Below are 23,778 nucleotides of genomic sequence, written 5' to 3'. Positions count from 1 at the left end.
CGCAATCTCTCCCGCTATTCTGTGACAAGCGGCTCGCCGCCGGGGAAAGTATCTTCGAAGCGATCAGGGAAATGACCGTCGATTGATAAGTGCCTTAAATTGCAAGGAAAGCGGCCTCATGCTGCCGATGTCCGCAACTTGCCGCTGATTTTCTTTTACGCCGGCACCGTCACGCAGCCTTCAATTCTTCCTCAGAATCGCGTAGGTTATAGCCTCGGCCCCACACCGTATTGATGTAGTTCTCGCCCCCGCTCGCATGGGCCAGCTTCTTGCGCAGCTTGCAGATGAATACATCGATGATCTTGCCCTCGGGTTCGTCCATTCCTCCATAGAGGTGGTTCAGGAACATTTCCTTGGTTAGCGTGCTGCCTTTCCTGAGGGAAAGGAGCTCCACTATCGCATATTCCTTGGCTGTCAGGTGCACACGTGCGCCGTCGACTTCAACGGTCTTAGCGTCGAGGTTGACGGCCAATTTGCCAGTGCGGATTAAGGACTGCGAATGGCCTTTTGACCGGCGGACTACCGCGTGGATGCGCGCGACCAGTTCCTCTCGATGAAATGGCTTTGTCACGTAGTCGTCTGCGCCGAAGCCGAAACTCCGGATCTTGCTGTCCATTTCGCAATTGCCCGAGAGGATCAGGACCGGCGTTTGCACCTTGGCCACGCGTAGCTTCTTGAGCACGTCGTAACCGTGCATATCAGGCAGGTGAAGGTCGAGCAGTATGGCGTCGTAGTCGTAGAGCTTGCCGAGATCCAGGCCCTCCTCGCCCAGATCGGTCGAATAGACATTGAACCCTTCGATTGTGAGCAGCAGCTCAATTGCCTTGGCCGTCGTCGGCTCGTCTTCAATCAGCAGAATGCGCACGGGTTACCTCCTCATAGGCTGGTCTTCCTTGGAGTGAGCGAAAATGGTTAATGAGGAATTAGCATAATAATGGCGATATCATCTTAACCGGCCGGATTTCGCCTTAAATGACTTCCGCTTTGACCATCGTCAGCCTTAGGTTGAAGGCTGTCCTGAGCGGACCGGCGCCGCCAGCAAGGGCGTCCGGTTAAATTCGTTCACTGAGGCCGTAAGGCCGGAATTAACCAACGTCCTGCAAAGTCTCCTCAAGTGGGGGACTGTATGCGCAAATTTAGCTCGATGCTTGTGATGGTCACAGCACTGTTGTTGTCCGGCTGTGTCCCTGACGAAGGTGAGGGCGAAGTCTCTACCGCCGCAAAAGGTGGCAAGAGCCGAGAAAAGATCTCTGACGCACAACCCAGCCCCACTCCTACGCCCACTCCCACGACTGCTGTTAGCTCGGGAGATGGCTACGTCTTGTCACCGACCCTCGACGGGGCCCCTGACTTGGTAGCGAGCTTTCCCGTCGCACACGGGCTACAACTTTCTTGGGGCACAGGGGCAATACCCAGTCTGTATGGCGCCGAGGAAGGGGCATTTCGCCTGACGTGCGGGGCGGAAGGTCCGCTACGGTACGATGACCCACTCGTAAAGCCTGGCAAAAGCGGAGCATCCCACCTGCACCTGTTTTGGGGACCTTCCAGCGTCGATGCGAACACTACGATGTCGTCTCTAGCGGCCTCCGTTGGCAACTCAAACTGCAACTATGGCCCGCATACGCTCAACAGATCAGCCTATTGGATGCCCGCACTCATCGACGACAAAGGGTATGTCCGTAATGGCGACTGGATCGCTGTCTACTACAAGCGCCCGATGGCGAGCTCTGCCCGTTGCACGCCTGGTAGTGCGACGTTTCAAGGGAAATGTGTTGGTCTACCCAATGGCTTACGAAAGGTATTCGGCTGGGACCCGACCAATCCGGACACTCCGGGGCAGGGTGCAAGCTGGTACTGCACTGGTGGCACAGGTGGCCACTACAGCGATCTTGACGCAGTTTTCCAGTCGGGTTGCAAGGCGGGGGACACCCTTGTGGCGGACATGGCTGCGCCAAACTGCTGGGATGGAAAGCATCTTGATACGCCAAACCACCGCTCGCACCTTGCGTACGCTGATTACGGCAGTTGGGGATACCTGAAGTGTCCTGCGACACATCCCTATGTAATACCTCAGAATGAAAGCAAGGTCGCATGGACAGTCACGGAGGACATGTACGCGACGATATCGGGAGGGACGAAGCGCTCTCGCTTGCGCCTTTCTAGCGACCACATGAAAGCCGGTGCTAAGCCCGGTGAGACGCTGCATTCCGACTATATGGAACAGTGGGTCGGGTCCGTGAAGCGGATGTGGCTTGATAACTGCATCAACAAGGGCTTGGACTGCAGCGGCGGTGACTTAGGCAACGGCTTCCAGCTCATAGGCGCCTCACAGCCATCTTATGGCTGGATCAACCCCAACCCTCGATCGGCAACACCAATGGCTGACATGCTGCATTAAGAGCACCACAAATCTGCCGAACTCGCGTAAGTAATGGTTCCACCCCAGGGGTATTTGCCGGCACAGTCGGACCCGAGGCACGAAACCGGTCCAGACGAAGCGGTGATCTCGCGCGTCCGGGCCGACCTCGGCTGTGATTCAGGGTCAACGAAGATGTCCAGAGCCGTTCGTGCCGGGGCGACCCAAGGGAACTCTACCCGGGCACATCGTTTCGTACAGGCGGGCAATTGCGATTGTCTCGCGGCGGGCCTAGTGGACAATACGGATCGGGTCGCCGAACGAACGGCTTTGCTAGGTGACTTTACCTATCCCACCCCCGGTTGACCCGCATGGCGATGCTCCGCATTCCGACGGGATGGATGACGATCTGTTCTTCGTGGCCAGAAACGGATCGCTCTGGGCATGCTGGCTCAGCGGGAAGCCCGCGGTGAATCTGGGCGAGGAGTCCGCGGTCCGTGCTGCCCTGGCGCAGTTCCTGGGCAGCCAGACGAATGCAGTGCCTGCCGAAGCCGGCGAACCCGCACCACCGCCGCCCCCGCAAGATCCCGCCCCCGAACCGCCGCCCGGCCGCCCGCCCGCAGCGCCACCCCCGCCGCGCACTTCCATGGAGCGCGCTGCGGACCGGCACAAGATCGCGATCGTCGGACGGATCTATACGACCGCCGGCTCGCGCGAGCTCGTCATCACCGACCTGTCGGAAACCGGCTGCCCGTTCTCCGACGACGCCGAGAAGCTCGAATCGGGTAACCGCCTGACGATCAAGATCGGCCCGATCGGCCCGCTCGAGGCTGTCGCCCGGTGGCGGCGCGACGACCGGATCGGCATCGAGTTCACGACACGGCTCTATCCGTCAGTGCTCGATCACATCCGGCAACACTTTGACCTGCGCGAGAGAGAAAAAAAGGAAGGCGAACCTTTCGCCCCCGTTTCAACCTTCGCGCGTTTTAAACGCCAGCGATTGAGTCATTATGCGACCACGGGACTCCGTGAACTTCCATGACCGCCACGAGGACTTTTACGCTCAGTTCGTTGGAGTTACCGGGGACGCCATGATTGCGCGCGCGCCAAGCGCTCCTGTTCCGCGTCGAACGCCGGTCCAACCGCCATCTCCTGTGCCGAGGCCATGATCGCATTGTCGACGGAACTTGCCTGGCGATAGTCGCCGGGCCTGATGTCGACCCCGCCCTGTTGGATCCGCAAGTGCCAACCGGTGTCATCCATACATGCGATGCCTGACAGGTCGGTCCGCGCGAAGGCGCGGCACAGCGTTCCCTCTTTGTCGGCGAAGCTGAGCAGAATGCGCGTGTCGTTCCCGGCAACCCGGTCTGCAACGAGCTGCGTATCGAGCGCCTCTGCCAAATCGTTCGCAGCGAAAATCAGGCCGTCTCGCGTCTCGGTGGGTCCCCCGCTTCCAGGCAAAAATACTGTGAGGGCAAGGGCAGCCGCCATGGCGGGAACGGCCCACCGCACCATGCGAGTTGGCACGATCGACCGAAGCGGCCTCCGATCCTGGAGCGAAACGACCTTGCGCGACGTCTCGATCGGCAGGACGAGGCGCTGCGGCACTTGCTCTGCAAGCACCGGGTCGAAATGGGCGCTGAGGATATCGCGCAGCCGGGTTTCGGCCGCAATCCGGGCGGCCAGCTCGGGATCAACTTCGGCCGCTTTAGCCAATCGCGAGGCCGTCACCTCATCGAGCTCTCCGTCTACATAAGCGCGCAGGGTATCCGGATCTTGGGTCATGCCGCTTCTCCCAGCATTGCCATCAAGGCTTCGCGTCCTCTGCCCAGTCGCGAGGTCAACGTGCCGACCGGGCAGCCGACGATGTCGGCGGCTTCCGCATATTTGTAGCCCTCGACTAGGACAAGCATCACGGCCTCGCGCTGTTCGTCAGGAAGCTGCTGCATGGCGCGGCCAATCGTCCCGAGTTCGGCCACAGCTTCCTGCCCTCCATCGCGTCCAATGGCGAGGCCCGCCTCTTCACCGATAAACGTCTGTGCGCGGCGCGTGCGGCTGCGGCCCTCGTCGATCCAGATATTGCGCATAATACGGTACATCCAGCTGTCGAGCCGCGTACCCTCCTGCCATTGCGCACGAGAGGTCAGCGCTCGTTCCACCGTCAATTGAACCAGGTCGTCGCCATCGACACGGTCGCGCGCCAGCCCTGCAGCGAAGCGACGGAGCCGGGGGAGCAGCTTGACCATCTCGTCTTCAAACCCGTTGGCGATCGGACCGGCCCTTCTCTTCGGGGTTCCTATGGATGAAACGGCTGACCCGCTACGTTCCATCCAGGTTAAGCCCAAAAACGTCACTGGATGAACGATGCTGAAGCGATTTTCCTGCCTCGCCGTGCTGCTGCTGTTCCTCCCGGGAGCCGCCTTAGCGCAGCTGGGCTTGCCGGGCGTGCCCTTGCCCACCGGCGGTATAGACCGGGTTATTGACCGCGCCATGGGCACGGTCGAGCCGGTGGTTTTCAGCGCGCGGGAGCTCACGCAACTGCGCGCGGGGCGGATCGAGAAGCTCGTGCGCGCCAATCCAAAGCTCCTGGAACTCACAGCGGATGGCTACCCGGCACGACGGGGCGAGATCCTGATGTTCGAGCCCGGTGAACCTGCACTCTCTGGGCTCCGCATTCTGGGGTTCCGCGTACTCGAGCGGGAGGCGATCGAGGGGCTGGATCTACCGGTCACACGTCTGCAGCTCCCTCCCGGCGTCAGGATGCGAGAGGTCTCCGCGCTGATGGATCGCGCCGCACCTGGCGTGCGCTGGACACCCGACCATGTCTACGAGCAAGCGGGGCGGGCCCCAAGTGCCGCTGACCTCAAAGCCGAAGCAGCGCCGATATCAGCCCGCGTGGGCGTGATCGATGGTGCGCCAGGTGAAAGTCAGAGGGTCGCAGCGAGCAAGGGCTTCGCAAGGGGCGCCCCGGCGCCCAGCAACCACGGCAGCGCAGTGGTCTCGCTGCTCAGGCGTGCCGGTGTGCGGTCCATCGCGGTGGCGGATGTCTATGGTACCGATCCGGCCGGCGGCAGTGCAACCGCCGTCGCGCGCGCCCTGGGATGGCTGGTCGCGGATGGAGTGAAGGTCATTACCATGAGCCTCGTCGGTGCCGACAATTTGCTACTGTCGCGGGCGGTGGCCGCAGCGCGAGGAAAGGGCGTGGTGATTGTCGCCCCGGTCGGCAATGATGGCCCGGCCTCACCATATGCCTACCCGGCCAGCTATCCCGGCGTCATCGCAGTGACTGGCGTCGACGGCCGTGATCGTGCGCTAATCGAGGCCGGGCGCGCGCTTGACCTCGACTATGCTGCTCCCGCTGCCGACATGACCGGATTCGACGCCAGGGGGCGGCGGATCAGGCTGCGAGGTACATCATTCGCGGCACCTCTGGCGGCCGCGCGGATCGCGGCCGCAATCGGCGGAGACTGGCGCGCGGCGGCCGACAACGAGGCTATCGACTTGGGCAAGAAGGGCGCCGACAGTGTCTACGGTCGTGGTCTCCTGTGCGGAAAATGTCGTTGAATATCGGAGTGATGCACACTTTTTCCAAGACGCCGCGGATGGATCGGAAAGGTCGGTCCGTTTTCTGAGCAGCGGACGGCAAGACGCCTCCGGTCCTACAACGGAAAAGGAACAGACCGATGAAGATCATTTTTTTCGGCACCGCTGCGCTCCTCCTGATCGCCGCACCGGGCCAGGCACAGCTTCTTGGTGGCGGAAGCCTTGGCGGCACGCTGCGGGGCGCCGGCTCGCTCGACCTTCCTATCCGCTCCGTCGAGACGGTCACGCGGGGCACGGGTGCGGCACGCGGTGAGACGCGAGGAACACAGACAGTTGATCGCAAATCGGGTCGCGTGGCTGCCAGTCGCAGTGCCGACGCCGAGGGCTCGGGATCGCTCGACCAGTCGATCGGCGCGTCGGTAGGCAGCGTTGGCAGTTCGGTCGCAGGCCGCGGAGAGGCAAGCGGATCGGGTAGGGCCGAAGCGCAGCTGCTCGGGACCGATGCGGTCCGAGGTCTCGCGGGCAGCGCGGTTGGCACCGCTCGCGGCGCAGCCGGCGCGGGGCGCAAGATCATAGGCGCGGTAGCCAGTTCCGGCTCGGCTGCCGCGAGCGGTGTATTCTCGGGTGCCGCTGGGCAGCTAGCGCTTGCCGGGAGCGCCGCAGGCCAGGCGGCAGGCAGCTTCGATATCGCTCGCGGAATGCCTGTCAGCGACGACGACGGCGAACGGATCGGCACCGTGAGCGGGGTACTCGCCGACGCACGGGGACAGGTTCATCAGGTCGTCGTCATGACCGACGATGGTGCGGCAACCGTTCCCGCCGCCAACTTCACCGGCGAAGGCGCGCTGCTTATCTCCGCGATGAGCGAGGGCAAGCTGGAGAAGACGGCGCGTCGCCAGGAACAGCAACGCGAGAATCCCGACCGCGCCGACTGATCCAACCGCTCGGCATGGTCTCCCGGGAAGCCCGGGCCGAGCAATCGGCCCGGGCTTTTCGCACGGACGGATACGAGGTCGCAATGGACAACCAGCATCTGCCTAGAACGGGCGGGGAACGCGATCTGAGAGATCGAGCCCCACTTGCCGTTACTTGGGATATTTGATCAGGCGATGTCGGTTGGGCAGCTTGGTGCGAACTTCGTTATGGACCGGGCGGACTTGCCTCGTCCGAATTCAGGTCGAATAGTCTCGATTGATGCCGGGTCTGCGTAAGAACCGGGTAGACAATTCGTCATTCTTTGCCGGTAGATAGACCCGATGGCACGACAGACTGTCCTAAAGCAAATTCTCGCATGGCTGACGCTGCTTGCTGTCCCGGCGAGCCTGCTGTTCGTGTTCGTGGAGATCCAGCGCGAATTCGCAGAGAGCCGCAACCTGCGGGCTTCCGTCGAGCAATCGGCTTCTGCACGGCAGGATCTGCTTCGGATGCTTTCGGATTATCAGGATATCGAAGTAGGGCAGCGTGGATACGTCGTCACGGGCGACCCGAGTTTTCTTGCACCTTACGACCAGGCGAGGGCGCGTATCGCGGCAAGATTTCAGGGTTCTGCGTCAAGCGATAGCTCGGTCGGTGGACTTTCCGCGATCCGGCAGTTGTCAGACCGAAAAATTCAGTTCGCGGAACGCACGATCGATCTTGTTGCGAACGGACAGCAGGAAGCCGCGAAACGCATGGTCGCTGGCGGCGAGGGCAGGCGGCTCATGGATTCTATCCGCGCGGAGATCGCGCGGCTCGACCGGATCGAGGGCGCGCGCCTCAGCGAGCTCACCGAGGCAAGAAACACGAGCCGGCAGACCGCCGAGAGGCTGATCAACGGTGCCCTGGGTGGGCTGGCCCTGCTCCTAGGCATCTTGGCAGTCTTCATCTGGCGCACAATGAGCCTTCGCCGCGCCGCGCTCGAACGCATCCGCCGTCTCAGCAGGCGCAATCGCGCGATCCTCAACAGCGCGGTTGATGGCATGCTTGTGCTTGATGACGAGGGCTACATCCGCGAGGTCAACCCCAGTGTGACGCGGTTATTCGGGTACACTCAGGATGAACTGGTGGGCATGCACAACACCGACCTGATGGCGAAGCCGGTTCCCTTTGCAGAAAGCCTCGCGTGGCTTCGGGTCGTCGGTGCGGCGGGCGAGGAAGGGTCGGGCCAGCGTCAGGAGTTTATTGGCCGCCGGAGCGATCGCTCAACGCTCGCTACCGACGTTTCGATCAGCCGGCTCTCCGACCGCGAGGAGGTCTCCTACGTCGTCGTCATTCGGGACGTGACCGAACGGCGGCGTATCGAGGCCATGAAGACCGAGTTTGTCTCGACCGTTAGCCACGAACTACGCACCCCGCTTACATCGATCGGAGGGTCGCTTGGTCTCCTCTCTGCCGGAGCGGCCGGACCCCTTGGCGATAAGGCTGCGCGGTTGGTCTCGATCGCTCATAGCAATTGCGAGCGGTTGATCCGCCTGATCAACGATATCCTCGACATAGAGAAGATTGAATCCGGCAAGATGCAGTTTGACCTGCGTCGATTGCCGCTCGGACCACTAGTTGATCGAACAGTCGCGGCGAACCAGTCATTCGGTGAGGCGCACTCGGTCACGCTGGCGGTGTCCATCCCGCCGTGGCCCGTCACGATAATGGGCGATCCTGATCGGCTCGAGCAATTGCTGACCAATCTCGTTTCGAACGCGATCAAGCACTCGCCCGAAGGAGGAACAGTCGAAGTGGCCATCGATACGGTCAACGGCCAAGCGAGGATATCCGTTCTGGACCGCGGAGCGGGCATCCCAAAGGCCTTCCGCGCCCGAATTTTCGGCAAATTCGCAATGGCCGACGGCTCGGACAGCCGGCGGCGCGGAGGGACCGGTCTTGGACTCACCATCGCCAAGGAAATAGCTGAGCGGCATAACGGAACACTGGGCTTCGCAGACCGCGCCGGCGGCGGGACGATATTTACTGTCGAGCTTCCCATGGCAGATTGCGACGACACTCCCCTTCAATCGGGGGGCGATGCGGGCTTGCCAGTCCTGCTCCACATCGACGACGATCAGGATTGCCTGTCGGTCGTCGCGAGTGCTTTCGTCCATCGCGCGGCGCTCGTTTCGGTCAACTCGCTCGCGGACGCGCGCCGGGAAATCGCAAGGCAGACATTTGCCGGGGTTGTCGTCGACGCAGTCGTTCCTCCAGACAACGGCCTGGACCTCGTCCCCGAATTGAGAAAAGCGGTGCCCGGCATTCCGATTGTGGTCTTCACCGCGCTGGACGACCCCCCGGACACGTCCGACGTCGACGCTGTCCTGGTCAAGAGCCGCAGCCCCATTGCCACCCTCGTCGAAACGACGATGGCGCTTGTGGCGCGCGCAGAGCGGGAGGCCGCATGACCCGTGTCCTCTACGTCGACGACGAACCCGATATCCGCGAAATCGCGGAGATGGCGCTCTCGCTCGATCCCCATTTCGAGGTGCGAACCGCCGCTGGCGGCACCGAGGCGCTCGCGATGATCCAGGATTGGACGCCGGGCCTGATCCTTCTCGACGTAATGATGCCGTGTATGGACGGACCCGAAGTCCTCAGCCGATTGCGCGCCGATCCGTCGACAGCTCCAATCCCGGTGGTGTTCGTCACTGCACGCGCCCAGCGCAACGAGATTCAGACCTTCCAGACGCTCGATGCCATCGGGGTTATTGCTAAGCCATTCGATCCGATGACTTTGGCGGCGCAGGTGCGTAGTCTCCTGTGAACAATCCTCTGGAGGACAAGCTGGCGGACCTCGCCCAACGGTTCGCGGCGCAGGCACCCGGGCAAGCTGAAGCGGTGCGCGTCCTGGTAAGTGAGGGCAATATGGCAGCACTCGGCGAGTTGGCCCACAAGTTAGCGGGTATCGCTGGCATGTTCGGCCATCCCTCCCTCGGCCAGGCAGCGATCGAGTTGGAAGACGCGATAGAGCGAGGGGACGATCCCCGGCTGGCAACCGATCGTTTGCTGCGCCTGCTAGACTCTCTTTAGGAGGAGGGGGGTACCCCAAAGCCCTTGCGGGTCATAGTACCCCAAGCCTGCTGCTTGCGCAGGAACTGCCACCAACCCTGCATTCGCCACAAATTGGACAGCTGGCGGTAGCCAAGGTTCTCGACCACGGCGATCGCCGCCAGCACTGGAATGGCACGAGCTCGCGGGAACCGCCGGAGTTGCACTTCCTCCAGGATGAGGGTCGCTACGCTTACGAAGACCCCGAAGGTAACGGTCACCGACAGGAAGGCCAGCAGCCATGGCAAGGCCAGTAGGCCGAGCCCGTAGAGCAATGGGACCAGCAGGTATCCCAGGACCTCGACTACGGGCCCCACGACATCCACCAGCAGAATCTGGCCGAACCCGATGAATCCGATCCGTCCGTAGCGCGGGTTGAAGAACATATCTTTGTGCTTGGAAAAGCACTCGAGTGCGCCGCGTTGCCACCGGCTTCTCTGGCGGCCGAGTACCGCGAGGTCTTCTGGACATTCCGTCCAGCAAACGGGTTCGGCAATGAATTCGATCCGGTAGGGCGTGCCGATGTCACGCATGTGCCGATGCAGCTTTATAACGAGCTCCATGTCCTCGCCGACCGTTGCGTGGCTGTATCCGCCGACCTCGACGACACGTTGTCGGCTGAACAATCCAAACGCACCCGAGATGACCGTCAGAACCTGCATTTTGCCGAGTGCAAGGCGCGCCATCAGGAACGCGCGCAAGTATTCCATGATCTGGACCAGAGCGAGGAAGTTGCGGGGCAAACGGACATCGATCACGCGTCCTGAATCGATCGTGCACCCGTTGGCGATCCGGATCGTTCCGCCCGCGGCGATGGTGAGGTTGGGTTCGTCGATGAACGGGCGAACGACCCTGAGCAGCGCATCGGGCTCGAGAATCGAATCCGCGTCTATCGCGCAGAACAACGGGGTGCGGCTGGCGTTTATGCCGGCATTCAGCGCATCCGCCTTGCCGCCATTGTCCTTGTCTATGACGAGGAGACGGGGAAGGGCGGGATTGGCGTAAAATCCTCGAATGGCGGCGTGCGGAACCGCGTTGTCGACATAACGCGCGACAGGCGCCAGCCCAAACGCGTCAATGAGTCTGGCGAGGGTGCCGTCCTTCGACCCATCGTTTATCAGGAGTATCTCGAAATCGGGATATTGGAGCGATAGCAGCGAACGCACGCTCTCCACGACGGTCAGCTCCTCGTTAAAGGCTGGCGCTAAAATGGAAATCGGCGGGGCCTGGTCGGAATAGCGCCGCCACAAGGTTGCACCCCTCGGTACCGGAGGACGAAATGAAAGGGCTATCGCTGCGAAGATCAGCTGAATTAGATAGAAGCCGATCTGCAACAGCCCCGTGAGGATCACGATCAGTGCGATGAGTTCTGCCGCGCCGATCATCCATTGATCAGCCCACGCTGGAGGGCCGATCATGCCGCGGCCTGCTCGGCCAGGATGGTACTAGCCGCCTCGCGCACGATCCAATTAGGGTCGGCAGCCGCGCGCTGAAGAGCGAGACGTCCCTCTGCGCCAAGGCGGGTCAGCGCTTCGGCTGCCCGGAAGCGTACCCACCATTGATCGTCGGCAAGCAGCTGGACAATCCGCGGAATCGCGGAATGCAGTGCCGAGCGGCCCACGGCTTCTGCTGCGGCGCTGCGCACCTGCCATCGTTCGCTGTCGAGCCCTGCGAGAATTGCGACGTGGCCAGACGGATGACCCAGCTGCCCCAGCGCACGGAAAATGCGCGGTCTGAGGTCACTATCTTCTTCGGACGCCTCGGCCATCCAGGCGACTAATGCTTCATGATCAACGCTGCTGCTCTCCGCCAGTGCATCCGTGGCGGCCAGCTTGGCGGTATCGGGTACCTCGAGATCATACAGCAGGGCCTCGACTGCGTGAGGATTGGTGCGCGCAAGATCGCGCATCAGCGAAACGACAAGCAGGGATTGCTCTTTCGAGCCAATACCGAGGCTACGGACGAGTTTGCCCACTGGCGGTGCACGACCTTCCTGTGCCAGTGCAAGCGCGGCACCGAGGCGAACGTCGGCGTTGCGATCGCTCAGTGCGACGGCGGACACGGCGGACGCATACGGCGGGAACATCGCGAGCGTTTCCGCCGCAACGAGACGGTCCTGCGCGGCGTTGGAACGCAGCCGGCGCACTAGTTCTGCGTCGGCACCGGCGAGGGAGGCCGCCGCGAGAAAGCCTTCACGATCATTTCCTTGTACGAGTTCGGCGAGTTCGATTGTCAGGTCGGCAGCCATTCGACGCGCCACGCGCGATCTCTCGACTGGCACAGGCTCACCGCGTAGAAGTTGCGGTAGCAATTGCCGGCGCAGGCTTTCCCGCTTGTTGGCTTTTCGCTCGCCCACCACCCGCGCGAGCAACAGCCCCGCGATAGCGAGCAGTGCGAAAACGCACAGCAGCAGCGATACTTCCCACAGCGACTGGAGCGTAGCGGTCAAAACCGCGCCTTAAGGGTCACGCGCAGCTCTGTTCGATTGTCTCCGACCTCGCGCCACTCGCGTGAAAGCGCAGCACTGCCAGATACGACTCCTCCCAGCGGCGCCTCGATGCCGCCGAAGAGAGCTTTAACCCGTGTGACAATGCCCAAGTCGGTATCGGGGCCGGTCGCTGCCCCTGCGAAGAGTCGCCAGCGGTCCCTCGGAGCATGATCAAACCGCACGAGTGCGCCAATCTCGAGGGGACCATCGCCGGCGACCGTACCAATCCCGCGAAGGGTCAGCCAAGTGCGACCTTCATCGAAATACTGGACGATGCCAGGGTTGATGCTGACGACATCCTGCAAAGGAAACTTCTGGTAAGCCGTATCGATGGTGAGAACGGTTCCGCTCGTCGTAGCAAGCCGCAGGTCCGCCCCGCCTCCGATCTCGAACTGCGGCCGAAAATCTGCATGAGGCGCGGTGCCCATGTGCAAGCGCAGCCACAGGTTTTCTGACGGATGGAATCCGACGCGTCCGGTGAACTCAAGGTCCTCAAGGCCAAAGCGGCGGTAATGGCTCACGCGGCCGCCAAGGATTGTGTCCCCCGTCGGGATTTCAACGTCGAGAGCCGCCTCGGTCCATCCCTGCTGATTTCCCGACAGGTCGCTCAATGCTCCCTCAAGCGCAATCTGCGCCGTGCGAGATTCGCCTGCTTGCACACGGCGTTCGCGGACCTGGTCGAGGCCGGACCGCGCGTCGACATAGTCGGGTGCGGCAAGCAGGACGGCCCTGAAGCCAGCTTCCGCTTCGTCGAGGCTGCCGAGTGCAAGCTCGGCATAGGCAAGCTGCAACCGGGCGTCGATGTCGTCCGGATGCTCCGACAACCAGCGCTCGAGAAGGCGTTTGGCATCAGCGGGCTTGCCATTCAATCGTGCAGCTACGCCCGCCTCGTATGGGTTGGCCTGTTGCGCCATCGCGCCCGTTGACAGGATCGCGAGCGCCAGCGTCGCCGCGAGGCGAAGAGACGATTGCCCAAGGCTCATGCTGTCTTTCCAGCGAGGAGCCGGGCTAGGCGAACCAGCAATTCTTCGGGAAGGAACGGCTTGACCAGGTAATCGTCGGCGCCCTGTTCAAGCGCTCCGATGACGTCGGCTTCTCCCCTGCGGGCTGTTAGCATGATGACAGGGGTCGATGCGTGCTGATCGCTCGCTCGCATACGGCGCAGAACCTCGAGTCCATCATGGACCGGCATCATCATGTCCAGCAACACGGCTTGAGGCTTGTCATCGGCAAGTATGGCCAGCGCTTCCCGGCCATCACGCGCGACGATTGTCTGGTACCCGCGAGCGGACAAGCGGAATTCCAGTAATTCAGTGAGTAGCGGTTCGTCGTCGGCGATGAGAATCTTGGGAGAGGTCTGGGGCATGACCCTTACCCGATGAAACCCTTATGCTTAAGGACAGGTTACAAAAAGCATAAGTCCGATTTCAATCTTCTCCATAATGAGGGCTTGGAAGCGAAGCGCGGGCTGTTGGATACGGACAGGTCTTGGACCCGGCCCCATCACGGAGCGCATCTAATTGGTGGAAGGCGCGCACGCCGATGGTCGAAATACCAAGATCGCAACTCGCCGCCCCGATAAGGCTCAGAAAAATTGAATGGCGAAACAATGGCGTCGTTCGCGGCGGACCCAAGCGGTCTTGGATGCGTTTGAATTTCGACTGACGATTGGTTATCGCCTGATTTAAGGGTGCCACGATGAACGTCATATCGCAGACATTCGAGCTGAACCGCTCCCTGGAGCAGCTGACAGCAAAGCAACGGGAAATTCTCGCACATCTTGCGCAGCACAAGTCGAGCAAGCAGATTGCGCTCGATCTCGGAATGACACCCAACACCGTCGACAAACAAATCAAGCTCGTTCGAGGAAAGTGGCGTACGCGCGACCGGAACGAAACCGCACAGGTGTTCATCTACCTTCGTGACGAGGGGGCCGAAAATTGGCCCCCCCGATTTTTGGCCCGTGACGAGTACCTGATCACTTCGCCAGACACCGTGCCAGACCTGCCAAGGTCGACCCAATTCAGACTCTCCGACGTGCTCGCCAGTGAGCCGTTCGAGTTTCGGGACCAGGTCGCACCGGAGGGTCTGGAGGCTCTCGATGCACGGTTCGGGAAGGCCTGGAGAATTGCCGCGATTCCGCTGCTCGCCCTCGCCCTGGCGATGGTGCTGCTTTGCGGGCTCGCAGTGGCCCAGGCATTTTCGGAGATTGTCTAGCGAAGCCTTCGTCCAGCAACCCCGGCCCGTGGGCCTCCGGAGACGAAGATGATGACACCCCAAATCGCCGCGCTGCGCATCGGTCGAAGCCTGCTCGCAAGTGAGAACGGCATTGATTCCGCTATTGCCGACACGGGCACTCTCATGGCCCACCTGACGACCGCACGCGTCGCCACGGGTCAGCCCGCCATCACAGGTCACCGCGCAATCGCAAAGGTCGCTGCCGCTCAAGCAAAGATGATCGCCGCGCGCCAGGATCTGATCCGTGCGCATGAAGATCTGAGTCGAATCGCCGAGACCGCCGACACCCCGACCGATTGCCCGGAGTGGACGACCGCTATCGAAGACGAGGACCGCGTAGCCGCATGATATTCGCGTTGCCATGACCGCGGTACTTCTTGTCGCATTCTACGCGGTCATGGCATTCGCACTCGTCTTCGCATGGTCGAAGGGCGGGGGTGCGGAAAGGGTCGGTGCGGGTCTCCTCCTCGGCTTCTTTCTTTTTCGGATGGCACTTGAGCCCTTCGTTCCATCGCGCTTCGATGTTCTCAATCCTCTGGCTCTCGCACAGGACCTGATCGGTTTTGCGGGGTTCGTCTGGATAGGGCTTCGTGCCCGGAGGTACTGGCCATTACTAGCCGCAGCCCTGCAATTGCTCAGCCTCTCCGCGCATTTCGCCCGAGCGGTCCACGTGGCGGTAGACCCGCGTGTCTACGCAGCGATGAAGACAATGCCGACCTTTCTGGTTTTCGTCCTCCTGATCATCGGCACGACCAATTATCGATCCCGATTGCGTGCGAGGATGCAGTCCGGATCGTCGACGGGGTCATCTGGACGGGCGACGGCAGCGTCCTGGCAGCGGCCATCACCCAGTTGTCTCGCGCGCGGATCGAACATCTCGCATTCACGCTCCACGACGCCGACGGACAATACATAAGCAATTTCATACGCGCCGGCGATCACAACGGAATCACCATCGATTATCGCGATTTGATCGAGACTGCGCTCGCAAACAACGCCCGCGGGATGCTGCTCTTCCACAATCACCCCTCGGGAGACCCCTGTCCGAGCGCCAACGACGTAGTCGCTACGCGGCAGCTCGTGGCGCTTTGCCGGCCAATTGGCCTGGTGGTGCACGATCACTTCGTGATTGGGCGCAAGTCGATGGTCAGCATGCGGCGGCGAGGTCTCCTGTGAGCGAACAGCAGGACACGAGGGAAGTCGGCGACGAGATGGCGCTGCCGTTGCGACCGACATCTGCCTGTGAAGAACGACGTATGATCGGGCGCTACAACACTAGTCTACCACGGAGCCCTGCCCAACTGCGACATCTCGCCGATTATGCCGACCGGATCCATGACGCTAGGGCGAGACGGGCGCTATTCCTGCCTACCGAATTGCTGAGCGAACCAGCTTGGAACATTCTCCTTGCCCTGTTCGCCGCAACCGCGCGCGGCGGAACACTGTCCACGACCCGTGCTTGTGACGCATCAGGCGCTCCGATGGCGACGGCTCTGCGTTGGCTTGGCACACTCACGCAGCTTGGCTTGGTCGAGACCATACCATGCCCCACCGACCTGCGCGTTCGCAACCTTCGCCTGACCCCGAAGGGTCTGGCTACGATGGTCAATCTACTTACCGAGCTGAACGCCTCCAGCATATAATTGATCAACTGTCAGGGTCCGCAAAGATATGAACTCCATCTCCCCCATGCTCGATCGGAACGAACTGGACGAAGTCAGGTCGGTCGTCGTCGTCGCCAGCGATGCTCGCCTGCGAGCGACCCTCTTCAACAGCATCTCTTGGTTTGCCTACACTGTCCCGGTGGAAGACACGACAGAACTGGAGCGATACTGGCCCGGTAGGCGTTCGATGCTTCTCGTGCACGACGAAGAGGATGCGATAGAGAAGTCGGCCGCGTTGATGACCCAGCGGGGGGATTGGTTTCCGCTCGTTGCCGTTTCGGCCGAAGCCACGCTCGAGCGGGTGGTAGATGCGATCCGGGCCGGTGCAGTCGACTACTGGCGCTTGCCATTCGATCCGGACGCCGTTGCGGCTCGCCTTCCCGAAGCGATCGGGCGGACGAACGCGGAGCACATGCGTCGGGAGCGACGTGCACGCGCCCTGAAACTCATTTCCCGGCTGTCACCACGCGAACACCAAGTTATGCGCGGTTTGGCCCATGGCTATTCGAGCAAGGAGATAGCAAACCACCTTGGCATTAGTCCGCGAACCGTCGAAATTCATCGGGCTAATGTAATTGATCGCCTTGAAGCTCGATCCTCAACCGAAGTCGTGCGCCTCGTTACAGAGGCGGATCTCGATTAACTGGCCGGCGAGCGGGAAACAGACGGATGTGCCGAGACTATGCTCAGGCAGGTGAGCGCAATGGCTCCGCACAGCGCCGGAACCGGGTCGGCCGCTTTCAGCGTGTGCTCTTCACCCATTCCGGGAATCCAGGTCGAGGCGACAGCTGTTCCGTTTGGAGATCGCGACAGTAGGTATCCGATCTCGGAGCCTACCAGTGTCAGAGCGGCGCTTTCGAAGGCCTCCGCGGCCAGCTGGCGGTCGACAACACCACGCCTGGGTTGAGAGCCCAATAATTTCGCCACTGGAGACGGTGCGATCGCTAACAGGCCGGCAAGGCGAACGATAACATCGCCGAGGTCTTCAGCTGGATCGAAATCCTCGCAAAACAGGACAAACGCTGCGACCTTGCCTGACCACTCCCTGGCTGTTTGTGAGTGGGGCAAGGCGTCGACCAATCAACTGCGCATCAGCGCCTGAAACATGCGCTGAATTCCTTCATTCTGGTGGAAAGTCAATACGTGGGCCCCGGTGCCGGCCTGATCACAGCCAGCGACTTTTTCTTAACACTGGATCTAAGTGTAGCCGTGCGATGCAGGGGCCTCCTTGCGGATATCGCAACGGCGCTCAGTCACTATAGGCTGCTGCGAGCAATCTGGTGTTCGGAGGCGGGAGCGCCGCTGGGATTTTGGCTGGGGTGGGATTGTGTCTGGAGCTACACGGCTCGCATGTAGATGATCGGCGGAGGCGAGATCTCCCTCGAAAAGTGCTGAATCCGAGGGCGCCCATTCCAGACTAACGAATTGAAGCCGGGACGCCGTTACTGCGTCCCGAATTGAATCCCGGGCGCCGTGACTGCGTCATTCTGCATGCTCTTTGCGGGCGATCTCGTGAAGCCAGTCGGCGTGGCGCGGTGCTTTCTTGGTCTCGCTCCACTCCTCAAGCATGATCGGCGCGACACGCTTCAGCTCGGCATATTGCTCATCGGTGCCGATGTCGGTCGCGAGCTCGACCCGGTGACCATTGGGATCGAAGAAATAGATCGACTTGAAGATCCCGTGGTGCGTCGGACCAAGCACCTCGATCCCCTGCGCTTCGACGTGCTCCTTGGCAGCGAGAAGTTCCGCCTCGCTGCCGACCTTGAATGCCAAGTGCTGGACCCAGGCTGGCGTGTTCTCGTCGCGGCCCATGTCTTTCTGGTGAGGCAGCTCGAAGAACGCGAGGACGTTGCCGTTACCGGCGTCAAGAAAGACGTGCATGTATGGGTCGTATGCCCCGGTCGAGGGCACGTGATCTTCGGCGAAGGCGGTCGTGTAGTCCATGCCGAGAACGCGGCCGTACCATTCGACCGTCTCCTTGGCGTCCTTGCAGCGGTAGGCCGCGTGATGGATGCCCCCGAGCGAAACTGGGTGCTTGATGGGGTTTGCGTTCATTCCGCCGGTTCCTTCACCTCGAGCGCGCCGCGTTCGATCTGGTCGCGCTCCATGCTTTCGAACAGGGCCTTGAAGTTCCCCTCGCCGAAGCCCTCGTCGCCCTTGCGCTGGATGAACTCGAAGAAGACCGGGCCGACTTGCGCCTGCGCGAAAATCTGCAGGAGAAGCCGCGGCTGGCCGCCTTCGGTCGTACCGTCGAGCAGGATACCGCGCGTCTTGAGCGCTTCGGCATCCTCGCCGTGGCCGGGCAGGCGCTCCTCGAGCATCTGGTAATAGGTGGCCGGGGGCGCGGTCATGAAGGGCACGCCGAGCTGCTTGAGCTTGTCCCAGGCCTTGGGCAGATCGTCGCAGATCAGCGCGATGTGCTGGATGCCTTCGCCGTTGAATTCACGCAGGAATTCCTCGATCTGGCCGCCGCCGCTCTTGCCCTCTTCGTTGAGCGGGATGCGGATCTTGCCGTCGGGTGCGGTCAGCGCCTTGCTGGTCAGGCCGGTATATTCGCCCTTGATGTCGAAAAAGCGGATCTCGCGGAAGTTGAACAGCGTCTCGTAGTAGTCCGCCCAGTACTTCATCCGCCCGCCGTAGACGTTGTGCGTCAGGTGATCGATGCGGTCGAAACCCGCACCTTCAGGATGAATTTCTACGCCCGGAAGATAGTCGAAATCGACGTCGTAGATGGTCAATCCCTCACCGTTTTCATCGGTGTAGCGATCGACGAGGTAGAGAATCGCCCCGCCGATGCCGCGAATGGCGGGGACGTGCAGTTCCATCGGCCCGGTCTCGACCGCGACCGGCTCGGCACCCTTTTCGAGCAAATGAGCGTAAGCCTTGCGCGCATCGCGGACGCGGAACGCCATGCCGCAGGCGCTTGGGCCGTGTTCGCGGGCGAAGTACCAGGCGGCGCTCTTCGGTTCGTAATTGGCGATCAGGTTGATCCCGCCCTGGCGCCAGAGGTGGACGTCCTTCGAGCGGTGCTGGGCCACGCGGGTAAAGCCCATCGCCTCGAACACCGGTTCGAGCACGCCCTTTTCGGGAGCGCAGAACTCGACGAATTCGAAGCCGTCTAGGCCGGCGGGATTTTCGAACAGGTCGGCCATGGCAGGTCTCCGCGAGATGTGGTTTCGTTTGAAACTAAATAGCGGTTTGCCGCCCCGGTGTCAAATCGGTTCGGGCCCGATTTGGCGGCCGCTGGCGACGCGTGTGCAGGTCGGGTAGGGGAGGCTCCGATCGACTTTGGGGAAGCCCTGGCCAGCATGAAGTATTTGATTGCCGCGTTCGTGTTCCTGCAGGCCACCGGCTTGGCGAACGCGTCGTCTGCTGCCCAAGCCCCGACGGCGGAGGTGCCCGGCGCGATCGGCCCGTTCGAGGCCCTGTCGCAGCTTGTCGGCACGTGGAAACCGGCCGGGGAGACCGACAGTCCCTTGCGGATCAAGTTCTATCTCACGGCGCGCGGCACGGTCCTGGTCGAAAGCTGGGAGGTACGGGGGCGTCCGCATTCGCTCACGATCTATCACCGCGACGGCCCCGGCCTGATCGCGACGCACTATTGCCCGCAAGGCAACCAGCCGCGCCTGTTCGCCTCCGGAAAGACGGAGCGACGACTGCACTTCACTTTCCGCGACGCGACCGATCTCGATCCCGCGACGGAATCGTATCAGCACGAGTTGTGGTTCGATCTTTCGAATCCCGCCCGGCCGATCCGGGGGGAGATCTACCGATCCGCCAATGGACCGGGTTCGCCCGAGGAAACGGCGCTCGTCCGGGTAGACGAGTAGCCCGTCGTCAGTGCGGGGAAGGGCGCGGCATCGCGCGCACGCCACTCCTCTCGCCTGCGGCTGATCCCATCGCCCGCGGGCCGATGGACTACCCCTCGATCCGCTCGATGATCAGGGCCGGGGCCATGCCGCCGGCCGCGCACATGGTGATCAGGCCATAGCGGCCGCCCGAGCGTTCGAGTTCGTCGAGCGCGGTGCCGACCAAGATCGATCCGGTCGCGCCGATCGGGTGGCCCAGCGCCATCGCGCCGCCGTTGATGTTGACCTTCTCGCGGTCCAGATCGAGGTCGCGGATGAACTTCTCGGCCACGACCGCGAACGCCTCGTTGATCTCCCAGACGTCGATATCGTCCTTGGTCAGACCGGCTTTCTCGAGCACCTTCTTCGCCGCCGGAACCGGCGCGTTGAGCATCAGCGTCGGATCGTCGCCCTGGTTGCAGTAGGCCACGATGCGCGCCCGCGGCTTGAGGCCGTTCTTTTCGGCGTACTCGGGCGAGGCGATCAGCAGCGCCGCCGCGCCGTCGACCACGCCCGAGCTGTTGCCCGCATGGTGGAAATGCTGGATCTCGAGATCGGGATAGCGCCGGTTGATCTGCTTGCGGAACGTCGTCCCGCCGATCTCGAAGTCGGCGATCTTGGCAAAGCTCGGCTGGAGGGCGGCGAGACCTTCGGCAGTGGTCTCGGGCCGGGGAAACTCCTCGCGGTCCAGTGCCACCGTTCCGTCCGGATTGTGGACCGGCACCAACGACTTGTCGAAGCGGCCTTCCTTGATCGCGCGGTCGGCGCGCTGCTGGCTGACGAGCGCCAGGTCGTCGAGCGCCTGGCGATCGATCCCCTCGATCGTCGCGATGGCATCGCCGCACACGCCCTGGTGGCTCTGCGGGTGGAGCTCGTCGAGCGCCTCGTGGCCCGAACCCATCAGGCGCGGCGGAAGTCCCGCGTTGGCCTGCTCGGCGGCATAGGCGGCGGTGTAGCTCATCATCTCGGTGCCGCCCGCGATGACGCAGTCTTCCATCCCGCTCATCACGCTGGCGGCAGCGAAGTTGACCGCGCTGATCCCGCCGCCGCAGAACCGGTCCAGCGTGGTGCCGCTGGCCTTCACATCGTAGCCTGCCGACAGCGCCGCCATGCGCCCGAGGTCGCCGCCCTGCTTGCCGTTCTGGCTGCTCGTCGACCAGACGATGTCGTCGACCGTCGCCGTGTCGAGGTGGTTGCGCTCCTTGATCGCCTTGAGGACGGTGGCGGCGAGGTGCTGCGGGTGCAGGTGGCTCAGCGCGCCCTTGCCGGGCTTGCCCACGCCGCGGGGCGTGCGAACCGCATCGATGATGTAGGCCTCGGCCATGTCGTCAAATCCTCTCTCGTTATCGGGAATCAGGTTGACGCAAGCGTAAGCCTTGGGGACAACCGGCACAAGACCAGTTGCAAAGCGAAATGGGAGAGTGACCTTGTCGGAAGCCGAGACTGCAGAACTGCTGACCGAAGTGCGTGACGGCGTGCTGATCGTCACGATCAACCGGCCCGAAGCGAAGAACGCGATGAACCAGGCCGCGGCGCAGGGCATCGCCGCGGCGATGGACCGGCTGGATAGCGACGACAGCCTGCGGGTCGCAATTTTGACCGGTGCCGGCGGTACGTTCTGTTCGGGGATGGACCTGAAGGGCTTCCTGCGTGGCGAGCGACCCAGCGTCGACGGGCGCGGTTTCGGCGGGATCACCGAGAAAGGGCCGGTCAAGCCGCTGATCGCCGCAGTCGAGGGATACGCGCTCGCGGGCGGGTTCGAACTGATGATCAGTTGCGACCTGGTCGTCGCCAATGCGAACGCGAAGTTCGGCATTCCGGAAGCCAAGCGCGGGCTCGCGGCAGCGGCTGGCGGCCTGGTGAAACTGCCGCAGATGATCCCGCCCAAGATCGCGATGGAACTGGCGCTGACCGGCGAATTCATCGACGCCCAGCGCGCCTACGACCTCGGCCTGGTCAACCGCGTCACCGATGGGGCGGCGCTCGATGCCGCGCTTGAGCTCGCGGCAAAGGTTACCGCCAACGGGCCGGTCGCGGTGCGCGTGTCGAAGCAGGTGATCAACGAATCGCCCGACTGGTCCTACGCCGACCGCTGGAACAAGCAGGCGGAACTGATGCCGCAGGTCTTCATGAGCGAGGACGCGCGCGAAGGCAGCCTCGCCTTCGCCGAGAAGCGCGCGCCCAACTGGAAGGGCAAGTAAAGCGATGGCGGGACCTCTTGCCGGCATCCGCATCGTCGAGTTCGCGGGCATCGGTCCGGGGCCGTTCTGCGGGATGATGCTCGCCGACCATGGTGCCGAGGTGATCCGGATCGACCGGGCCAGCGGAACGCGCGGAGGCTCGCAACCGGTGACATCCAGGGACGTGCTCGCCCGCGGGCGCAAGTCGATCGCGATCGACCTCAAGAGCGCCGAGGGCGTCGCGCTGGCCCGGAAACTGTGCGCCAGCGCCGATGGGATCATAGAGGGCTTTCGCCCCGGAGTGATGGAGCGGCTCGGCCTGGGTCCGGACGAACTGCTCGGCGACAATCCGAAGCTTGTCTATGGGCGCATGACCGGCTGGGGCCAGACGGGGCCCTATGCCCCCTATGCCGGGCACGACATCAACTACATCGCGCTCGCCGGGGCGCTGGCGCATTTCGGCCGCGCCGGAGGCAAGCCGACCCCGCCGATCAACATGGTCGGCGATTTCGGCGGCGGTGGGATGATGCTCGCGTTCGGGATGGTCGCGGCCCTGCTCAACGTCGCGCGCGGAGGTTCGGGACAGGTGATCGACGCCGCGATGACCGACGGGACCGCGGTGCTCATGAGCATGATGCACGGCATGAAGGCCATGGGCGTCTGGTCGGAGGACCTGGGCGCCAACATGCTCGATACCGGCGCGCACTTCTACGACACCTACGAAACTGCGGACGGCAAGTTCGTCAGCATCGGCAGCATCGAGCCGCAGTTCTACGCCGAACTGCGCGCCCGCGCGGGCCTTACCGACGATCCCGCGTTCGATGCCCAGCACGACCGCAAGGCGTGGGGACCGCTCAAGGACAAGCTCGCCGAACTGTTCAAGTCGAAGACCCGCGCCGAATGGGATGCGCTGATGGAGCATACCGACGTCTGCTATGCCCCGGTTCTGACCATGAGCGAGGCGGTGGCCCACCCGCACAACGCGGCGCGCGGGACGTTCGTCGATGTCGGGGGTGCAATGCAGCCGGCTCCCGCGCCGCGCTATTCGGGAACCGTCACTGCTGCCCCACAACCTGCTCCGATGCCGGGTGACCAGACCGAGGAAATCCTCGGCTCGCTGGGGATGGGGGCGGAAGAAGTCGCGGGGTTGCGCCAGGCCGGCACGGTCGCCTGAGGTTCGGATGTGAAAGCGGCGCCGCTCGACCTGATCGAGCGGCGCCGCCTTCATTTCGTCTGGCTTTTGGCGATCAGCAGTTGCCGGGCCGACCGTCAGCGCAATCGCCCACCGATTCCACGTCGTCGACCGCACCGCGGACGGTGTTGCACGCCGAAAGCAGCAGACCGCTCGATACGGCGAGCGCCACAAGAATTTTCCTCATTCTCAATCTCCTCGTTCGCCTCGGAACGCGACCTGGCGACCGAGCGTGATAGACTAGACCCGCCGCGCATC

Annotated in this window: 27 protein-coding genes; 15 read left to right on the top strand and 12 right to left on the bottom strand. The window is 62.6% G+C overall.

Going from position 1 to position 23,778, the window contains the following annotated elements:
• Positions 1 to 169: 169 nt before the first annotated feature.
• On the bottom strand, positions 170 to 865 hold the full coding sequence (ctrA, locus tag AR323_RS13805; RefSeq protein WP_057884566.1) for a response regulator transcription factor CtrA: 696 nt from the start codon (positions 863 to 865) through the stop codon (positions 170 to 172).
• A 261-nt stretch (positions 866 to 1,126) separates the two neighbouring features.
• Here ctrA and AR323_RS14570 point away from each other — a divergent pair, with 261 nt between their 5' ends.
• Together AR323_RS14570 and AR323_RS13795 are read left to right on the top strand one after the other, a co-directional pair.
• Entirely contained in the window at positions 1,127 to 2,398 is a 1,272-nt protein-coding gene (locus AR323_RS14570) for a DUF1996 domain-containing protein (RefSeq protein ID WP_083495454.1), read from the top strand.
• Between the two features lie 355 nt (positions 2,399 to 2,753).
• Positions 2,754 to 3,398 carry a PilZ domain-containing protein gene (locus AR323_RS13795; RefSeq protein WP_057884564.1) on the top strand — a complete coding sequence of 215 codons (645 nt, stop codon included), beginning with the start codon at positions 2,754 to 2,756 and terminating at the stop codon, positions 3,396 to 3,398.
• Between the two features lie 35 nt (positions 3,399 to 3,433).
• Here the strand turns inward: AR323_RS13795 and AR323_RS13790 are convergent, their stop codons facing one another.
• Positions 3,434 to 4,141 carry an anti-sigma factor family protein gene (locus tag AR323_RS13790; protein WP_057884563.1) on the bottom strand — a complete coding sequence of 236 codons (708 nt, stop codon included), beginning with the start codon at positions 4,139 to 4,141 and terminating at the stop codon, positions 3,434 to 3,436.
• On the bottom strand, positions 4,138 to 4,602 hold the full coding sequence (locus AR323_RS13785; RefSeq protein ID WP_057884562.1) for an RNA polymerase sigma factor: 465 nt from the start codon (positions 4,600 to 4,602) through the stop codon (positions 4,138 to 4,140). The genes AR323_RS13790 and AR323_RS13785 overlap by 4 nt, the downstream gene beginning before the upstream one ends.
• Before the next feature lie 118 nt (positions 4,603 to 4,720).
• Between AR323_RS13785 and AR323_RS13780 the strand changes: the two genes are divergently transcribed.
• From AR323_RS13780 to AR323_RS13760, 5 genes are all read left to right on the top strand, one after another.
• Complete coding sequence (locus tag AR323_RS13780) at positions 4,721 to 5,920, top strand: S8 family serine peptidase (RefSeq protein ID WP_057884561.1); 1,200 nt, start codon at positions 4,721 to 4,723, stop codon at positions 5,918 to 5,920.
• Positions 5,921 to 6,039: 119 nt separating this feature from the next.
• Positions 6,040 to 6,834: a hypothetical protein gene (locus AR323_RS13775; RefSeq protein ID WP_057884560.1), complete on the top strand. Its 795-nt coding sequence runs from the start codon at positions 6,040 to 6,042 to the stop codon at positions 6,832 to 6,834.
• Between the two features lie 321 nt (positions 6,835 to 7,155).
• Complete coding sequence (locus AR323_RS13770) at positions 7,156 to 9,267, top strand: ATP-binding protein (RefSeq protein ID WP_057884559.1); 2,112 nt, start codon at positions 7,156 to 7,158, stop codon at positions 9,265 to 9,267.
• Entirely contained in the window at positions 9,264 to 9,626 is a 363-nt protein-coding gene (locus AR323_RS13765) for a response regulator (RefSeq protein WP_057884558.1), read from the top strand. Before AR323_RS13770 ends, AR323_RS13765 begins: the two co-directional genes overlap by 4 nt.
• Complete coding sequence (locus AR323_RS13760) at positions 9,623 to 9,892, top strand: Hpt domain-containing protein (RefSeq protein ID WP_057884557.1); 270 nt, start codon at positions 9,623 to 9,625, stop codon at positions 9,890 to 9,892. Before AR323_RS13765 ends, AR323_RS13760 begins: the two co-directional genes overlap by 4 nt.
• Here the strand turns inward: AR323_RS13760 and AR323_RS13755 are convergent.
• From AR323_RS13755 to AR323_RS13740, 4 genes are read right to left on the bottom strand one after another with little or no spacing between them, the layout of a single operon-like run.
• The gene (locus AR323_RS13755) at positions 9,889 to 11,328 is read right to left on the bottom strand and encodes a glycosyltransferase family 2 protein (RefSeq protein WP_123321914.1); all 1,440 of its coding nucleotides are present in this window, start codon (positions 11,326 to 11,328) and stop codon (positions 9,889 to 9,891) included. The genes AR323_RS13760 and AR323_RS13755 overlap by 4 nt on opposite strands.
• The gene (locus tag AR323_RS13750; RefSeq protein WP_057884555.1) at positions 11,325 to 12,359 is read right to left on the bottom strand and encodes a HEAT repeat domain-containing protein; all 1,035 of its coding nucleotides are present in this window, start codon (positions 12,357 to 12,359) and stop codon (positions 11,325 to 11,327) included. Before AR323_RS13750 ends, AR323_RS13755 begins: the two co-directional genes overlap by 4 nt.
• Entirely contained in the window at positions 12,356 to 13,381 is a 1,026-nt protein-coding gene (locus AR323_RS13745) for a YaiO family outer membrane beta-barrel protein (protein WP_057884554.1), read from the bottom strand. The genes AR323_RS13750 and AR323_RS13745 overlap by 4 nt, the downstream gene beginning before the upstream one ends.
• Positions 13,378 to 13,764 carry a response regulator transcription factor gene (locus tag AR323_RS13740; RefSeq protein ID WP_057884553.1) on the bottom strand — a complete coding sequence of 129 codons (387 nt, stop codon included), beginning with the start codon at positions 13,762 to 13,764 and terminating at the stop codon, positions 13,378 to 13,380. Before AR323_RS13740 ends, AR323_RS13745 begins: the two co-directional genes overlap by 4 nt.
• A 332-nt stretch (positions 13,765 to 14,096) precedes the next feature.
• Between AR323_RS13740 and AR323_RS13735 the strand changes: the two genes are divergently transcribed.
• From AR323_RS13735 to AR323_RS13715, 5 genes are all read left to right on the top strand, one after another.
• Positions 14,097 to 14,615 carry a helix-turn-helix transcriptional regulator gene (locus AR323_RS13735; RefSeq protein ID WP_057884552.1) on the top strand — a complete coding sequence of 173 codons (519 nt, stop codon included), beginning with the start codon at positions 14,097 to 14,099 and terminating at the stop codon, positions 14,613 to 14,615.
• A 48-nt stretch (positions 14,616 to 14,663) separates the two neighbouring features.
• Complete coding sequence (locus AR323_RS13730) at positions 14,664 to 14,984, top strand: hypothetical protein (protein WP_057884551.1); 321 nt, start codon at positions 14,664 to 14,666, stop codon at positions 14,982 to 14,984.
• 504 nt (positions 14,985 to 15,488) lie between these two features.
• Complete coding sequence (locus AR323_RS15395; RefSeq protein ID WP_057884550.1) at positions 15,489 to 15,812, top strand: JAB domain-containing protein; 324 nt, start codon at positions 15,489 to 15,491, stop codon at positions 15,810 to 15,812.
• Between the two features lie 35 nt (positions 15,813 to 15,847).
• The gene (locus tag AR323_RS15390; protein WP_407701080.1) at positions 15,848 to 16,279 is read left to right on the top strand and encodes a helix-turn-helix domain-containing protein; all 432 of its coding nucleotides are present in this window, start codon (positions 15,848 to 15,850) and stop codon (positions 16,277 to 16,279) included.
• 28 nt (positions 16,280 to 16,307) lie between these two features.
• Positions 16,308 to 16,943, top strand: a complete 636-nt coding sequence (locus AR323_RS13715) for a response regulator transcription factor (protein WP_083495451.1) — start codon at positions 16,308 to 16,310, stop codon at positions 16,941 to 16,943.
• On the opposite strand, the gene AR323_RS14745 is transcribed toward AR323_RS13715, so the two are convergent.
• The 3 genes from AR323_RS14745 to hppD all read right to left on the bottom strand — a co-directional run bounded on the left by AR323_RS14745 (position 16,940) and on the right by hppD (position 19,452).
• On the bottom strand, positions 16,940 to 17,380 hold the full coding sequence (locus tag AR323_RS14745) for a hypothetical protein (RefSeq protein ID WP_152980359.1): 441 nt from the start codon (positions 17,378 to 17,380) through the stop codon (positions 16,940 to 16,942). The genes AR323_RS13715 and AR323_RS14745 overlap by 4 nt on opposite strands.
• A 402-nt stretch (positions 17,381 to 17,782) precedes the next feature.
• A complete protein-coding gene (locus AR323_RS13710) occupies positions 17,783 to 18,355 on the bottom strand; it encodes a VOC family protein (RefSeq protein WP_057884547.1) in 573 nt (190 codons plus the stop codon).
• A complete protein-coding gene (hppD, locus tag AR323_RS13705) occupies positions 18,352 to 19,452 on the bottom strand; it encodes a 4-hydroxyphenylpyruvate dioxygenase (RefSeq protein WP_057884546.1) in 1,101 nt (366 codons plus the stop codon). Before hppD ends, AR323_RS13710 begins: the two co-directional genes overlap by 4 nt.
• A gap of 156 nt (positions 19,453 to 19,608) precedes the next feature.
• Between hppD and AR323_RS13700 the strand changes: the two genes are divergently transcribed.
• A complete protein-coding gene (locus AR323_RS13700) occupies positions 19,609 to 20,130 on the top strand; it encodes a hypothetical protein (RefSeq protein WP_057884545.1) in 522 nt (173 codons plus the stop codon).
• Between the two features lie 88 nt (positions 20,131 to 20,218).
• Here the strand turns inward: AR323_RS13700 and AR323_RS13695 are convergent, their stop codons facing one another.
• Complete coding sequence (locus tag AR323_RS13695) at positions 20,219 to 21,472, bottom strand: acetyl-CoA C-acetyltransferase (RefSeq protein WP_057884617.1); 1,254 nt, start codon at positions 21,470 to 21,472, stop codon at positions 20,219 to 20,221.
• A gap of 97 nt (positions 21,473 to 21,569) precedes the next feature.
• Between AR323_RS13695 and AR323_RS13690 the strand changes: the two genes are divergently transcribed.
• Positions 21,570 to 22,349 (top strand): crotonase/enoyl-CoA hydratase family protein, encoded by a 780-nt coding sequence (locus tag AR323_RS13690; protein WP_057884544.1) that lies wholly within the window; start codon positions 21,570 to 21,572, stop codon positions 22,347 to 22,349.
• A 4-nt stretch (positions 22,350 to 22,353) separates the two neighbouring features.
• Positions 22,354 to 23,502, top strand: a complete 1,149-nt coding sequence (locus AR323_RS13685; protein WP_057884543.1) for a CaiB/BaiF CoA transferase family protein — start codon at positions 22,354 to 22,356, stop codon at positions 23,500 to 23,502.
• 73 nt (positions 23,503 to 23,575) lie between these two features.
• On the opposite strand, the gene AR323_RS14740 is transcribed toward AR323_RS13685, so the two are convergent.
• Positions 23,576 to 23,707: an entericidin EcnA/B family protein gene (locus AR323_RS14740; RefSeq protein ID WP_200956718.1), complete on the bottom strand. Its 132-nt coding sequence runs from the start codon at positions 23,705 to 23,707 to the stop codon at positions 23,576 to 23,578.
• Positions 23,708 to 23,778 lie beyond the last annotated feature (71 nt).

The sequence above is a fragment of the Tsuneonella troitsensis genome (assembly GCF_001441535.1).
Taxonomy (GTDB): Bacteria; Pseudomonadota; Alphaproteobacteria; order Sphingomonadales; family Sphingomonadaceae; genus Tsuneonella; species Tsuneonella troitsensis.
The sequence above is the reverse complement of the archived record's forward strand: the minus strand, read 5'-3'. Positions and strand labels throughout refer to the sequence as shown.